At 62.3% G+C, this 13,288-nt stretch carries 13 protein-coding genes; 12 read left to right on the forward strand and 1 reads right to left on the reverse strand.

All coding sequences use genetic code 11. The features are described from left to right. The first annotated feature begins 37 nt into the window (after positions 1 to 37). The 7 genes from ACR0CU_RS13755 to ACR0CU_RS13785 all read left to right on the forward strand — a co-directional run bounded on the left by ACR0CU_RS13755 (position 38) and on the right by ACR0CU_RS13785 (position 7,574). Positions 38 to 1,069 (forward strand): LacI family DNA-binding transcriptional regulator, encoded by a 1,032-nt coding sequence (locus ACR0CU_RS13755; protein WP_170447909.1) that lies wholly within the window; start codon positions 38 to 40, stop codon positions 1,067 to 1,069. A 98-nt stretch (positions 1,070 to 1,167) separates the two neighbouring features. Then, positions 1,168 to 2,469: an ABC transporter substrate-binding protein gene (locus ACR0CU_RS13760; RefSeq protein ID WP_170391593.1), complete on the forward strand. Its 1,302-nt coding sequence runs from the start codon at positions 1,168 to 1,170 to the stop codon at positions 2,467 to 2,469. Positions 2,470 to 2,576: 107 nt separating this feature from the next. Next, entirely contained in the window at positions 2,577 to 3,443 is an 867-nt protein-coding gene (locus ACR0CU_RS13765) for a carbohydrate ABC transporter permease (RefSeq protein WP_149775359.1), read from the forward strand. Positions 3,444 to 3,456: 13 nt separating this feature from the next. Further along, complete coding sequence (locus ACR0CU_RS13770; RefSeq protein ID WP_170341115.1) at positions 3,457 to 4,287, forward strand: carbohydrate ABC transporter permease; 831 nt, start codon at positions 3,457 to 3,459, stop codon at positions 4,285 to 4,287. A 10-nt stretch (positions 4,288 to 4,297) separates the two neighbouring features. After that, positions 4,298 to 5,302 (forward strand): ABC transporter ATP-binding protein, encoded by a 1,005-nt coding sequence (locus tag ACR0CU_RS13775; protein ID WP_170367440.1) that lies wholly within the window; start codon positions 4,298 to 4,300, stop codon positions 5,300 to 5,302. Continuing rightward, on the forward strand, positions 5,299 to 6,072 hold the full coding sequence (locus ACR0CU_RS13780) for an L-iditol 2-dehydrogenase (protein WP_170367441.1): 774 nt from the start codon (positions 5,299 to 5,301) through the stop codon (positions 6,070 to 6,072). The genes ACR0CU_RS13775 and ACR0CU_RS13780 overlap by 4 nt, the downstream gene beginning before the upstream one ends. Beyond that, entirely contained in the window at positions 6,072 to 7,574 is a 1,503-nt protein-coding gene (locus ACR0CU_RS13785; RefSeq protein WP_480643255.1) for a mannitol dehydrogenase family protein, read from the forward strand. The genes ACR0CU_RS13780 and ACR0CU_RS13785 overlap by 1 nt, the downstream gene beginning before the upstream one ends. Before the next feature lie 12 nt (positions 7,575 to 7,586). Here ACR0CU_RS13785 and ACR0CU_RS13790 read toward each other — a convergent pair whose 3' ends face one another. Then, positions 7,587 to 8,288, reverse strand: coding sequence for a GntR family transcriptional regulator (locus ACR0CU_RS13790; protein WP_480643257.1), 702 nt, complete (start codon positions 8,286 to 8,288; stop codon positions 7,587 to 7,589). Positions 8,289 to 8,390: 102 nt separating this feature from the next. Between ACR0CU_RS13790 and ACR0CU_RS13795 the strand changes: the two genes are divergently transcribed. From ACR0CU_RS13795 to ACR0CU_RS13815, 5 genes are read left to right on the forward strand one after another with little or no spacing between them, the layout of a single operon-like run. After that, positions 8,391 to 8,993 carry an amino acid synthesis family protein gene (locus tag ACR0CU_RS13795; protein ID WP_480643259.1) on the forward strand — a complete coding sequence of 201 codons (603 nt, stop codon included), beginning with the start codon at positions 8,391 to 8,393 and terminating at the stop codon, positions 8,991 to 8,993. Then, on the forward strand, positions 8,965 to 9,780 hold the full coding sequence (locus tag ACR0CU_RS13800; RefSeq protein ID WP_170447913.1) for an alpha/beta fold hydrolase: 816 nt from the start codon (positions 8,965 to 8,967) through the stop codon (positions 9,778 to 9,780). Before ACR0CU_RS13795 ends, ACR0CU_RS13800 begins: the two co-directional genes overlap by 29 nt. After that, a complete protein-coding gene (locus ACR0CU_RS13805) occupies positions 9,777 to 10,691 on the forward strand; it encodes a flavin reductase family protein (protein ID WP_170447916.1) in 915 nt (304 codons plus the stop codon). Before ACR0CU_RS13800 ends, ACR0CU_RS13805 begins: the two co-directional genes overlap by 4 nt. 1 nt (position 10,692) lies before the next feature. Beyond that, positions 10,693 to 11,730 (forward strand): LLM class flavin-dependent oxidoreductase, encoded by a 1,038-nt coding sequence (locus tag ACR0CU_RS13810; RefSeq protein ID WP_170447918.1) that lies wholly within the window; start codon positions 10,693 to 10,695, stop codon positions 11,728 to 11,730. Between the two features lie 11 nt (positions 11,731 to 11,741). Then, positions 11,742 to 13,205, forward strand: a complete 1,464-nt coding sequence (locus ACR0CU_RS13815; protein ID WP_480643262.1) for an aldehyde dehydrogenase — start codon at positions 11,742 to 11,744, stop codon at positions 13,203 to 13,205. Positions 13,206 to 13,288: the final 83 nt, after the last annotated feature.

Here is a 13,288-nt window from a genome sequence, read left to right on the forward strand (position 1 = left end):
GAGCGGCGCGGGCCTGGCCCCGCGCCAGAGGCAAGGCATGGCACCCAGAAAAATCCGGAACATGGAGGAGTTTGCGGCGGTCAGCGGGATTTCGCGCCCGACGGTCTCGAAATACTTCAACGATCCCGACAGCGTGCGCCGGTCGACGCGCGAGCGGATCGAGCAGGCGCTGGAGCGGTTCGACTATCGCCCAAACATCTTTGCCATGAACCAGAACCGCAAGCTGACCAAGAATGTCGGCATCGTGGTGCCCTATCTGGCCGACCCGTTCTTTGCCGAGATCGCCCGCAACATCGAGGAAAAATGCATCGATGCCGGGTTCCGCCCAACGCTCTACAGCGCCTATGGCGACCCCGCGCAGGAGGCCGAGATCCTCGACAGCCTGCGCGCGCTGAAACCTGCGGGCGTGCTGCTGGCGCCGCTGGGGCGCGACTCCGACCGGTCGTTCATCGAGAAATTCTGCAAGGACATCCCCACCATCCTGTTCGACAGCAACCTCGAAGGCATGGGCGCGGCTTTTGTCGGGTCGGACAATGCCAGCTTCATCGAACAGACCGTCGATTACCTGTGCCGCAGCGGCGAGCCGCCCGCGTTCTTCGAGATGCGGCACCCCGCCAACCCCAACGCCAACAAACGCCGCATAGCTTACATCAAAAAAATGGAGAGCCTGGGCTTTGAGCCGCAGGTGATCAAGGTCGACGGTCGCGGCTGGGGGTTCGAGGAAATCGGCCGTCAGGGCGCGTTCAAACTGTTGGAACAGCCCAGCCTGCCCTCTCGCACCATCCTGTGCAGCAATGACCGGCTGGCCATCGGGTTCCTGTCGTCCTGCTATGAAAAGGGCCTGCGGGTCGGGTTGGGCGAGGATTGCGACCTGCGCGTCGCCTCGCATGACGACCATCCGTTTTCCAAGTTCACCTGCCCGTCGCTGACCACCGCGGCGCATGACTACACCGCAGTATCGAATCGCTCCGTCGAGACGCTGACGCAACTGGTCGAATCCGGTGGGCGGCTGAGCGCCCGCACCGAAACCCTGTTTCCCGCACGTCTGATACTGCGGAGTTCGGCCTGATTTTCGACACCTTTTTTACGCGCGTAAAATTTTAGTTGACGCGCGCCAAATAATTCGTGATGCTTTCCTCCAGGTAATTCGACACCAGGGAGGAAAGAATGTACCTGAAATCCGTTCTATGGGCGGCAAGCGCAGCGGCTTTGACCGCCGGCGCCGCAACTGCAGAGACGATCACGATCGCCACGGTAAACAACGGCGACATGATCCGAATGCAGAAATACACCGACAAGTTCACCGAAGCGACCGGCCACGAGGTGGAATGGGTCACTCTGGAAGAGAACGTATTGCGCCAGCGTGTGACCACCGACATCTCGACCAAGGGCGGCCAGTTCGACATCATGACCATCGGCATGTACGAAACGCCGATCTGGGGCGCGAACGGCTGGCTTGTGCCGCTGGACGGAATGTCCGCGGAATATGACGTGGACGACATCCTACCCGCCATGCGCGGCGGCCTCAGCCATGATGGCACGCTGTATGCGGCGCCGTTCTATGGCGAAAGCTCGATGATCATGTACCGCACCGACCTTATGGAGAAGGCCGGTCTGGAGATGCCCGAGGCGCCGACCTGGCAGTTCATCCGCGAAGCGGCGGCTGCGATGACGGACCGCGACAACGACATCAACGGCATCTGCCTGCGCGGCAAGGCCGGTTGGGGTGAGGGCGGCGCCTTCATCACCGTGACCGCCAACTCGTTCGGCGCGCGCTGGTTCGACGAAGACTGGAAACCCCAGTTCGATCAGCCCGAGTGGAAAGAGGCTCTGACCTTCTTCGTCGACATGATGAACGAATCCGGCCCCGCCGGGTATGCCACCAACGGCTTCAACGAGAACCTGTCGCTGTTCCAGCAGGGCAAATGCGGCATGTGGATCGACGCCACCGTTGCGGCATCTTTCGTGACCAACCCCAACGACTCGACTGTCGCCGATCAGGTTGGATTTGCTCTGGCGCCGAACTCGGAAGGCGTTGACAAGCGCGCCAACTGGCTGTGGGCCTGGGCCCTGGCCATTCCGGCCGGCACCCAGAAAGAGGACGCCGCCAAGCAGTTCATCGAATGGGCCACTTCGAAGGAATACATCGAACTGGTCGCCGAGAACGAGGGCTGGGCCAACGTTCCGCCGGGTGCGCGCACCTCGCTGTACGAGAACCCCGACTACAAGGACATCCCCTTCGCGCAGATGACGCTGAAGTCGATCCTTGCGGCCGATCCGGAAAACTGCTGCGTCAAGCCGACGCCGTATACCGGGATCCAGTTCGTCGCCATCCCCGAATTCGCGGGCATCGCCACCCAGGTGAGCCAGGAATTCTCGGCGGTTTATGCCGGACAGCAGTCGGTTGACGAAGCTCTGGCCAAGGCACAGGCCTTCACGGCCGAAGAAATGGAAGCCGCAGGGTACTGAGGCCTCCTCCCGGCGGGTGGGCAGGTTTCTGTCCCCCGCTCTCCCCCTTCCACAACCCGTGTTAGTCTCGCAGGCAACAAGTCGCCTGAACAGAGAGGTCTTGCGTCATGGCAACTCAACACTCCCGATCCGTCGCACGCCTGATGATGGCGCCCGCCGTCGTCCTGCTGCTGGGCTGGATGCTGGTTCCGCTGACGATGACGCTGTATTTTTCCTTCAAGAAATACCTGCCGCTGCGCGGCGGTGATCTGGGTTGGGTCGGGTTCGACAACTACGTCCGGTTCGTGACCTCGAGTTCCTTCTGGCCCGCAGTTCAGGCGACGCTGGTGATCGTGGGCGGCGTGCTGGCCATCACCGTGGTGTTGGGCATCCTGCTGGCGCTGCTGCTGGATCAGCCGATGTGGGGCCAGGGCGTCGTGCGCATTCTGGTGATCGCCCCGTTCTTCGTGATGCCCACCGTTTCGGCGCTGGTCTGGAAGAACATGTTCATGGACCCGGTCAACGGCCTGTTCGCCCATCTGTGGCGGTTCTTCGGGGCCGAGCCGATCTCGTGGCTGTCCGAGGCGTCGATGCCGTCGATCGTGATGATCGTGTCCTGGCAATGGCTGCCCTTTGCCACGCTGATCCTGCTGACCGCGATCCAGTCGCTGGACAGCGAACAGCTGGAGGCCGCCGAAATGGATGGCGCGCCACCGCTGAAACGCTTCTTTTTCATCATCCTGCCGCATCTGAGCCGCGCGATCACGATCGTCATCCTGATCCAGACGATCTTCCTGCTGTCGATCTTCGCCGAGATCTTCGTGACCACCGGCGGCGCCTTCGGCACCCGCACCCTGACCTATCTGATCTACCAGCGCGTGCTGGAAAGCCAGAATGTCGGGCTGGGCTCGGCCGGCGGGGTCTATGCCATCATCCTTGCCAACATCGTCGCCATCTTCCTGATGCGCATCGTCGGCAAAAACCTGGACGCGTGAGGAGGACGAAAACATGGCCCGCACCGTCACCACACCACGCAAGCTGATCAACACCGCCTTTGCCTGGGCTGTCGGCCTGCTGATCTTCTTCCCGATCCTCTGGACGATCCTGACCAGCTTCAAGACCGAGGCCCAGGCCATCGCCAGCCCGCCGATCTTTCTGAACTTCGACTGGACGCTGGAGAACTATGCCGTGGTTCAGGAACGGTCGAACTACATGCGGTATCTGTGGAACTCGATCATAATCGCGGGCGGGTCCACCCTTCTGGGCGTGATCGTAGCGGTGCCGGCCGCCTGGGCCATGGCCTTCGTGCCCTCGGCGCGCACCAAGGATATCCTGTTGTGGATGCTGTCCACCAAGATGCTGCCGGCGGTGGGGGTGTTGTACCCGATCTACCTGTTGTTCATCCAACTGGGCCTGTTGGACAGCCGCGCCGGGCTGGTGGTGGTTCTGATGCTGATCAACCTGCCGATCATCGTCTGGATGCTGTACACCTATTTCCGTGAAATCCCCGGCGACATCCTGGAAGCCGCGCGCATGGACGGCGCCACGCTGAAAGAGGAAATCCTATACATCCTGACGCCGATGGCGGTGCCGGGCATCGCCTCGACCGTGCTGCTGAATTTCATCCTGGCCTGGAACGAGGCGTTCTGGACCCTGAACCTGACCGCCGTCGACGCGGCCCCGCTGACCGCGTTCATCGCCAGCTATTCCAGCCCAGAGGGCCTGTTCTTCGCCAAGCTCAGCGCGGCATCGACAATGGCCATCGCCCCGATCCTGATCCTTGGGTGGTTCAGTCAGAAACAACTGGTCCGCGGCCTGACCTTCGGCGCCGTGAAGTAAGGAAAGACACATGGGACGCATCGTACTTGAGAAAGTCAGCAAGAGCTTTGGCGACGTGGAAGTCATTCCGCCGCTGGATCTGGAAATCAACGACGGCGAATTCGTGGTGTTCGTGGGCCCATCGGGCTGCGGGAAATCCACCCTGCTGCGCCTGATCGCGGGGCTAGAGGACGTTAGCGGCGGCCGCATCCTGATCGACGATCAGGACGCCACCGCGGTGCCACCGGCCAAGCGGGGCCTGGCCATGGTGTTCCAGTCCTACGCACTTTATCCGCACATGACCGTGCGCAAGAACATCGCCTTTCCGCTGCGCATGGCCGGGCTGGACAAGGCCGAGCAGGACCGCCGCGTCGAACAGGCGGCCGAGGTTCTGAACCTGACCGACTATCTGGACCGCCGCCCCGGCCAGCTGTCGGGCGGCCAGCGCCAGCGGGTCGCCATCGGCCGCGCCATCGTGCGCGAACCGGCGGCCTTCCTGTTCGACGAGCCGCTGTCGAACCTGGACGCCGCGCTGCGCGTGGGCATGCGGCTTGAGATCTCCGAGCTGCACAACCGGCTGGAAACCACGATGATCTACGTCACCCATGACCAGGTCGAGGCCATGACCATGGCCGACAAGATCGTGGTCCTGCAGGCAGGCGTGATCGAACAGGTGGGCTCGCCGCTCGAACTGTACCGCGCGCCGCGCAACAAGTTCGTGGCCGGCTTCATCGGCTCGCCCAAGATGAATTTCATCGAAGGCCCCGAGGCCGATAAACATGGCGCCCACACGATCGGCGTCCGCCCCGAGCACATTGCCGCCTCGCCCAGCGAGGGCCTGTGGAAAGGTATGGTCGGGGTGTCCGAACATCTGGGTTCGGACACGTTCTTTCACGTCCATGTGGACGGCTTCGCCGAGCCGATGACCGTGCGCGCCGGCGGCGAGGTCGGCCTGCGTCACGGCGACACGATCCATCTGACGCCGGAGGAGGACAAGATCCACCGGTTCGACGCGGCGGGGCTGCGGATCGCATGAACCGGCTGGTTGGAAAACGGGCCCTGATCACCGGGGCGGCGCGGGGCATCGGGCTGGCCTTTGCCCAGGCCTATGCCGCCGAGGGCGCGCAGGTAGCGCTGGCCGACATCGACGTGCAGCAGGCGCGCAAGGCCGCGCGCGAGATCGGGCCGCAGGCGATTGCGGTCGAAATGGATGTCTCGCAGCAGGACAGCATCGAGGCGGGCGTGGCCGACGCCGCGGCGCGGATGGGCGGGGTCGACATCCTGATCAACAACGCCGCGATCTTCACCGCCGCCCCGATCGTGGAAATCATCCGCGCGGATTACCAGCGCGTGTTCGACATCAACGTCGCCGGCACCCTGTTCACGATGCAGGCAGTCGCGCGCCAGATGATCGAGCAGGGTACCGGCGGCAAGATCATCAACATGGCCAGCCAGGCCGGCCGCCGGGGCGAGCCGCTCGTGGCGGTCTATTGCGCCAGCAAGGCGGCGGTGATCAGCCTGACCCAATCGGCGGGGCTGAACCTGATCAAACACGGGATCAACGTGAATGCCATCGCCCCCGGCGTGGTGGATGGCGAGCACTGGGACGGCGTCGATGCCTTCTTTGCCAAATACGAGGGCAAGGCGCCGGGTCAGAAAAAGAAGGAAGTGGGCGAAGCGGTGCCCTTCGGCCGGATGGGCCGGGCCGAGGACCTGACCGGAATGGCGGTCTTTCTGGCCTCGTCCGAGGCCGACTACATCGTGGCCCAGACATACAACGTGGATGGTGGAAATTGGATGAGCTGATGGTGGAGCGCCCCGCGGATACCCGACCGGTCCGGTTGTGTCAGGCCAATTTGGACGCGTTGCCCAAGGGCGTGCTGCGGCCCGAATACGATCGCGCGGCACTGACGCCGGGGATCGTGCATATCGGGGTGGGCAATTTTCATCGCGCGCATCAGGCTTGGTACCTGCACCGGCTGATGCAACAGGGCGCGGCGCAGGATTGGGCCATCATCGGCGCCGGCGTGCGCGCCTATGACGCCGAGATGCGGCGCAAGCTGCTGGCGCAGGACTGTCTGACCACGCTGGTCGAACTGACCGAGGGCCAGCGTCGTGCCGAGGTGACGGGCGCGATGATCGATTACCTGCCCCCGCAAGAGGACAACGGCCCGCTGATCGCGCAACTGGCCGATCCGGCGATCCGCATCGTCTCGCTGACCGTGACCGAGGGCGGCTATTTCGTGCACCCTGTGACCAAAGGGCTGGACACCGACCACCCCGACATCCGCCACGATGCCGCCAACCCCGACCGTCCGCGCACCGCCTTCGGTGCCATCGTCGCGGGCCTGCGACGGCGGCGCGATGCAGGCGTTGGTCCGCTGACCGGGCTGAGCTGCGACAACCTGATCGGCAACGGGCAGGTTCTGCGTCAGGCGGTGGTGGGGCTGGCGCGACTATCGGACCCGGATCTGGCCGACTGGATCGCCACGCAATGCACCTTTCCCAACTCGATGGTCGATTGCATCGTGCCCGCCACCGGCCCGACCGAACTGGAGCTGGTGCGCGCGCTGGGGATCGACGACGCCGCCCCCGTCACTCATGAAAGCTTCCGCCAATGGGTGATCGAGGATGCCTTCTGCGCCGGTCGCCCGGATTGGGACAAGGTCGGCGCCACATTTACCGACCGCGTTCATGACTATGAGGTCATGAAGCTGCGCATTCTGAACGCGGGCCACCAGGTTCTGGCCAATGTCGGCGAGATCCTGGGCCTGAATACGATCGCAGACTGCATGGCCGATCCACTGGTTTCAGCATTCTTCCGAAAGGTTTTGGTCGAAGAAATCGCGCCTTTCGTGCGTCCGGTGCCCAATCAGTCGGTCGCGGACTACATAACCTTGATCGAGGAGCGGTTCCGCAATCCAGCCATCGTCGACACCACGCGTCGCGTTGCTTTTGACGGATCATCCCGGCATGTGGGATTTGTGCTTCCCACCGTCTATGATGCGTTGACTGCCAGTGCGCCGATCAACGGGCTGGCCCTGGTCGAGGCGCTGTGGGCCCGCATGTGTGCCGGCACTCGCGAGGATGGGAGTATCATCGAACCCAACGATCCCAACTGGTCCGATCTTGTCTCCTCGGCCAACGCGGCCCGCGACGACCCGACCACCTGGCTTGAGCAGACCCAATACTATCAGGACCTGTCACAATCCGGCGCGTTTCGCGACGCGTTTGACCGCTGGCTCAGGGTGACCTGGGATCAGGGAGCGCGTCAGGCCTTGACGACGTATCTGGGCGACCAACCCTGACCGGTGCATGAATTAGCTGTGTGCGGCATTACCCAGGCCCTCTTCTGCATCGAACAGGGTTTCGGCAACCGACGCCGCATCGTCCAGATGCCGTTCGACGGCTCGGCGCGCGGCGGAGGGGTCGCCGGACTGAATAGCAGAACAGATGGCCTCCATATGTTCGATCCCGGGGCGGTCGCGTTCTGTTGCCGCCAAGGTCATCATCCGCAACCGGCTGATCCGACCATTCAGGCGCTGCACCACATCCCAGGCCACATGATGCCCTGCCCCCTCAAAAATTTCTGAGTAGAAATCGGAAGTGGCGCGGAAGATCGAGCCCGGCGTCTTGTCCACGAATCCCTGCTTGAGCCGCTCCAGCGCCCCATGCAGGCTGCTGGCCCTGTCTAATGTGATATTGCGCGCGCAGTTTTCGGCGGCCGCGGTTTCCAGCATGCGGCGGATATCGTAGATCTGCCGTGCCTCGTCCCGTGTGATCGAAGCCACGATCGGCCCGCGCCCGGGCAGAATTTCGACCAGCCCCTCGGCCTCGAGATAGCGGATCGTTTCCCGGATGACTGTCCTGCTGACACCAAGCTGATCACATAGCGGACGTTCCACCAGCCGTTCGCCGGGCTGGAAAACACCTTCGATGATGGCCTCGCGCATGCGCTCCTGCACCATGTCGCGCAGGGTTGCCGGAGGATGATCGATTTTGGTGAGTCTTGGCGTTGTCATGGACGGGAATCTATCGGTCGCGCGTTGCCTCAGCAAGGTATGATTGACATCCTGTCTTATGGTATACCATCATGTCGGAAACGGAATCACAGGACCTTTGCGATGCCCGCCACCATCCGTAAAACACTGCTGCATGTCGAAAACACGCTGATCGAAGGTGGCAAAGCCGCCGAGCGCCCTTTGACCTTGATCGCGGCGGTCGCCGTCGTCACCAACCCCTGGGCCGGCCGCGGCTTTGTCGAAGACCTGCGTCCGGAGATACACGATTGTGCTCCGGGGCTGGGCCAAATGCTGACCGAGATGATTCTCGAGGCAGCCGGCGGCGGTCACCGGGTTGAAGCCTATGGCAAAGCCGCCGTTGTCGGAGTGAATGGCGAGGTCGAGCACGGGTCGGCCCTGATCCATACCCTGAGGTTTGGAAATGCCTATCGCGAGGCGGTCGGCGCAAAATCCTACCTTGCCTTCACCAACACGCGCGGACCGGCGAATGCGGCCATGCAAATTCCCCTGATGGACAAGAATGATGGTGGGCGGCGCAGCCACTATCTGACCATCCACCTGCAGGTCGCCGACGCTCCGGCCCCGGATGAGATCATGATCGCTTTGGGCGCTTCGATCGGAGGGCGCCCGCATCACCGCATCGGGGATCGTTATCAGGATCTGAAGGATTTGGGACATGACGTCGACAATCCGGCAGCTGTCTGAACCATTCGGACGCCTTGGCTTGCGCTTTGCCGGCCCCCCCGATGGCGAACCTCTGGTCCTGTTGCACGGGGTCGGTATGCAGTCGGAGGCCTGGGCGCCGCAGATCGATGCCTTGTCCGACTTGCACGCGGTCTACGCACTGGATCTGCCAGGGCATGGCCAGTCCGGCCCGATCGCTGTGGGGGCGCAGTTACCAGCATTTGTGGAGTGGCTGCGGGCGGCGCTGGACGCTTTGAACCTGGATCACGTGAACCTTGTCGGTCATTCGATGGGCGCACTGATTGCCGGCGGGTTTGCGGTCGAACATCCCGATCGGGTCCGGCGCGTCGCCTTGCTGAACGGAGTGTTTCGTCGGGATGACCAGGCCCGGGACTCTGTGCTGGCGCGCGCCGGCTTGATCAGCGCCGGAACGTTTGATCTGGAAACCCCGCTGCAACGCTGGTTCGCAAACAGTCCGGCCGACCGCACCGCTCGGGACAGGGTCGCCGCATGGTTGGCCGCGGTCGACATAAACGGCTATGCGACGGCCTACGATGCCTTTGCCCGGGGCGACATGGTCTACGCTGATCGCTACCCTCAGATCTCTTGCCCTTTGCTGGCGTTGACGGGTGCTGAGGATCCGAATTCCACACCCGACATGACCCGCGCCATCGCCGCGGCCGCCAAAGGGCAGGCGGTTATCGTCGAGGGTCATCGGCACATGGTGAACCTCACTGATCCAAAGACTGTCAACGCGGCCCTTGTTCAATGGCTGAAGACCCCAACGCACGAAAGGTCGCCCGCATGACCGATTTCGACCCTCGCGCCCTGCGCAGCGCGTTCGGAACCTTTCTCACCGGTGTCACGGTGGTCACGACCCATGACGAATCCGGCCGACCGATCGGCTTTACCGCCAATTCTTTTTCCTCGGTTTCGCTGGACCCTCCGCTGATCTCGGTCTGTCTTGCCAATACTTCCAGCAATTTCAACACATTCTCTGAAGCCGCCGGTTTCGCCGTCAACATCCTGTCGGAGGATCAGATCAGCGTTTCGAACACCTTCGCACGCCCTTCGCAGGACCGGTTTGCCGGTGTCGATTGGAAGCCAGGACCCAACGGCGCACCAATCCTTGACGGGGTTTCAGCCTGGTTTGACTGCTCGGTTTTCAAGACGGTCGAAGCCGGCGACCACCTGATCCTGATCGGTCGGGTCGAGGCCTTCGACCACTCGATCGCACCTGGCCTGGGCTATGCCCGCGGCGCCTATGTGACGCCTGCCGCCGAAGCCCGGGCGCTCAACCGTCGCGCGGGCGTCGTGGTTTCCGCGCTGATCGAGCGGGACGGCCAGATTCTGCTGCTGGACGATGGCAACGGCGGACTGACCATTCCGGCAACCGAGGACATGGCGAACGGCGCCGATACTGCGCTAGCCCAGCTGATCGCGGGATGTGGGATCAAGGCAGAACCGGGCTTCATCTATTCGGTCTACCAAGACAAGTCGCGACGACAGCATATCTCGTTCCTTTGCCAAGCCGAGGACGGCACCCCAGCCAACGGAGCTTTTACGCAAATCGTCAAGTCGACGCTGATGGATGTCGCGGACCCGGCGATCTGTACGATGCTGGAACGTTTCGCCCGGGAAAGCCGCATGGGCAATTTCGGCATATACTACGGAGATGAAACCAACGGACGGGTCAAACCGTTGGTTCGGGGGAGTTGAAATGAAGTTCTCGCTGTTTGCGCATATGGAGCGGATTTCGCCAGAGCAGGACCAGAAGCAGTTGTATGACGAGTTCATCCAACTGTGCAAAATCGCCGACGACGGCGGGATGCATGCCGTCTGGACGGGCGAACACCACGGGATGAATTTTACAATCGCACCCAACCCGTTTCTCAGCCTGATTGACGTGGCTAGGCACACCCGGAATGTCCGGCTGGGCACCGGCACCGTGATCGCGCCGTTCTGGCACCCGATCCGTTTGGCCGGTGAGGCCGCGATGACGGACATCATAGCCGACGGACGGCTGGATCTGGGCATTGCCCGCGGTGCCTACAGTTACGAATACGAACGCATGATGCCTGGCATGGATGCGTGGGAAGCCGGGCAGCGCATGCGCGAACTCATCCCTGCCGTGAAACAGCTCTGGCAGGGAGATTACGCCCATGACGGCGAATTCCACCAATTTCCCAAGACCACCTCGTCGCCCCTGCCCCTGCAACCCGGTGGGCCGCCCATCTGGGTGGCCGCACGCGACCCCAACAGCCACGAATTCGCCGTACGCTCAGGGTGCAACGTACAGGTCACGCCATTGTGGAATGGCGACGACGAGGTCATCGACCTGATGGCCAAGTTCAATGCCGCCTGCGCAAAGTTTCCTGACATGCCGCGCCCCAAGATCATGTTGCTGCGCCACACTTACGTGGCCGAAGATCAGAACGACGTGAAACAGGCCGCCATCGAGTTGAACCGGTTCTACTGCTATTTCGGCGCATGGTTCATGAACAAGCGTGACGTCACACAGGGCCTGATCGCCCCGCTGAGTGACGCCGAAATCGCCGAGCATCCGTTCTATTCGCCCCAGAACATGGAGCGGGACCTTGTCATCGGAACAGCCGATACCGTGATCGACCGGCTTCGGAGATGCGAGGAACTGGGGTATGACGAGTATTCATTCTGGATCGACTCCAGCATGCCGTTTGAACGCAAAAAGGCCTCGTTAAAGCGTTTCATCAAGGATGTGATGCCGGCCTTTCAATAGGGGAATTCTGGATGCAACGGTTTCAGAACTATATCGGCGGCACTTTCCGCGATGGCGACACCTGGTTCGAAAGTGTCGACCCATCCACAGGTGAGGCTTGGGCGCAGATGCCCGCCGCCGGCCCAGTCGATGTGGACCAGGCCGTGATGGCAGCGGACCAGGCTTTCAGATCCCCGGAATGGGCGTCACTGACCGCAACCGCGCGGGGCAAGCTGCTATACCGGTTGGCAGATCTGATTGCTGAAAACGCACCGAGACTGGCCGAGCTGGAAACCCGCGATACAGGTAAAATCATCCGCGAAACCTCGGCGCAGATTGCCTATGTCGCGGATTACTATCGTTATTACGCGGGCCTCGCGGACAAGATCGAAGGCGCCCATTTGCCCATCGACAAGCCAGATATGGAAGTTTGGCTGCGGCGAGAACCCGTGGGGGTTGTCGCGGCGATCGTGCCCTGGAACTCGCAATTGTTCCTGTCGGCGGTCAAGATCGGCCCGGCCCTCGCGGCCGGTTGCACAGTTGTGCTGAAGGCCTCGGAAGACGCCCCTGCCCCAATGCTGGAATTTGCACGGATTTTTCACAAGGCCGGATTTCCCGAAGGTGTTCTGAATGTCCTGACGGGCGGGCCCGATGTCGGCGCTGCCTTGACCCGGCACGAAAGAATTGCCCATGTCGCCTTTACCGGCGGGCCGGAAACGGCGCGGCATATCGTGCGAAACTCGGCAGAGAATCTGGCGTCTACCTCGTTGGAGTTGGGTGGAAAGTCGCCCTTTATCGTGTTCGAGGATGCGGATCTGGACAGCGCGGTCAACGCTCAGGTCTCCGGAATTTTCGCAGCGTCGGGTCAAAGCTGCGTTGCCGGTTCGCGGCTTGTGGTTCAGGCATCGATCAAGGACGCGGTCCTGGACCGTCTGAGGCAAAAGGCCGAAGCGGTCGTGATCGGCGCACCGGATGACATGGCGACCGAAGTCGGGCCCCTGTGCACGCAGCGGCAGCAGAATTGGGCCGCCGAACTTGTCGCCCGGTCGCAGGCCCAAGGCGCGCAATTGATTACTGGCGGCCAGCCACTTGATCGCGCGGGATTCTACTTTCCACCGACCATTCTGGATTGCAGTCGGGCGCGCGATGCTGATTGCATGACGCGCGAATTCTTCGGCCCCGTCCTGTCGGTCGTTTCCTTCGAAACAGAGGATGAGGCCATCGCGATCGCAAACGATACCCGGTTTGGCCTAGCCTCGGGCGTGTTCACGCAAAACCTCACGCGGGCCCATCGGGTGGTTCGGTCAATCCGAGCCGGCATTGTCTGGGTCAACACCTACCGCGCAGTCAGTCCGATCGCTCCGTTTGGGGGGCATGGATTGTCGGGGCATGGGCGCGAGGGCGGGCTGCAGGCTGCATTGGACTACACCAAAATCAAGTCCGTTTGGCTGCGCACCAGCGACGACCCTATTCCTGATCCTTTTGTCATGCGCTGACCCGCCGGCCACCCCGAAATGCGTAAAACTCGGCAGGAAACTCAGAGACCACGAAACAGATCGGCTTGGCAGTAGCTTGCCCA

This window comes from Ruegeria sp. BC2, from assembly GCF_056539245.1.

Bases quoted from the DNA above. Each gene is read 5' to 3' on its own strand.
- ACR0CU_RS13815 (WP_480643262.1), top strand. From the start codon at position 11,742: ATGCAACGGTTTCAGAACTATATCGGCGGCACTTTCCGCGATGGCGAC.
- ACR0CU_RS13775 (WP_170367440.1), top strand. From the start codon at position 4,298: ATGGGACGCATCGTACTTGAGAAAGTCAGCAAGAGCTTTGGCGACGTG.
- ACR0CU_RS13760 (WP_170391593.1), top strand. From the start codon at position 1,168: ATGTACCTGAAATCCGTTCTATGGGCGGCAAGCGCAGCGGCTTTGACC.
- ACR0CU_RS13765 (WP_149775359.1), top strand. From the start codon at position 2,577: ATGGCAACTCAACACTCCCGATCCGTCGCACGCCTGATGATGGCGCCC.
- ACR0CU_RS13790 (WP_480643257.1), bottom strand. From the start codon at position 8,288: ATGACAACGCCAAGACTCACCAAAATCGATCATCCTCCGGCAACCCTG.
- ACR0CU_RS13810 (WP_170447918.1), top strand. From the start codon at position 10,693: ATGAAGTTCTCGCTGTTTGCGCATATGGAGCGGATTTCGCCAGAGCAG.
- ACR0CU_RS13800 (WP_170447913.1), top strand. From the start codon at position 8,965: ATGACGTCGACAATCCGGCAGCTGTCTGAACCATTCGGACGCCTTGGC.
- ACR0CU_RS13780 (WP_170367441.1), top strand. From the start codon at position 5,299: ATGAACCGGCTGGTTGGAAAACGGGCCCTGATCACCGGGGCGGCGCGG.
- ACR0CU_RS13755 (WP_170447909.1), top strand. From the start codon at position 38: ATGGCACCCAGAAAAATCCGGAACATGGAGGAGTTTGCGGCGGTCAGC.
- ACR0CU_RS13785 (WP_480643255.1), top strand. From the start codon at position 6,072: ATGGTGGAGCGCCCCGCGGATACCCGACCGGTCCGGTTGTGTCAGGCC.
- ACR0CU_RS13770 (WP_170341115.1), top strand. From the start codon at position 3,457: ATGGCCCGCACCGTCACCACACCACGCAAGCTGATCAACACCGCCTTT.
- ACR0CU_RS13795 (WP_480643259.1), top strand. From the start codon at position 8,391: ATGCCCGCCACCATCCGTAAAACACTGCTGCATGTCGAAAACACGCTG.
- ACR0CU_RS13805 (WP_170447916.1), top strand. From the start codon at position 9,777: ATGACCGATTTCGACCCTCGCGCCCTGCGCAGCGCGTTCGGAACCTTT.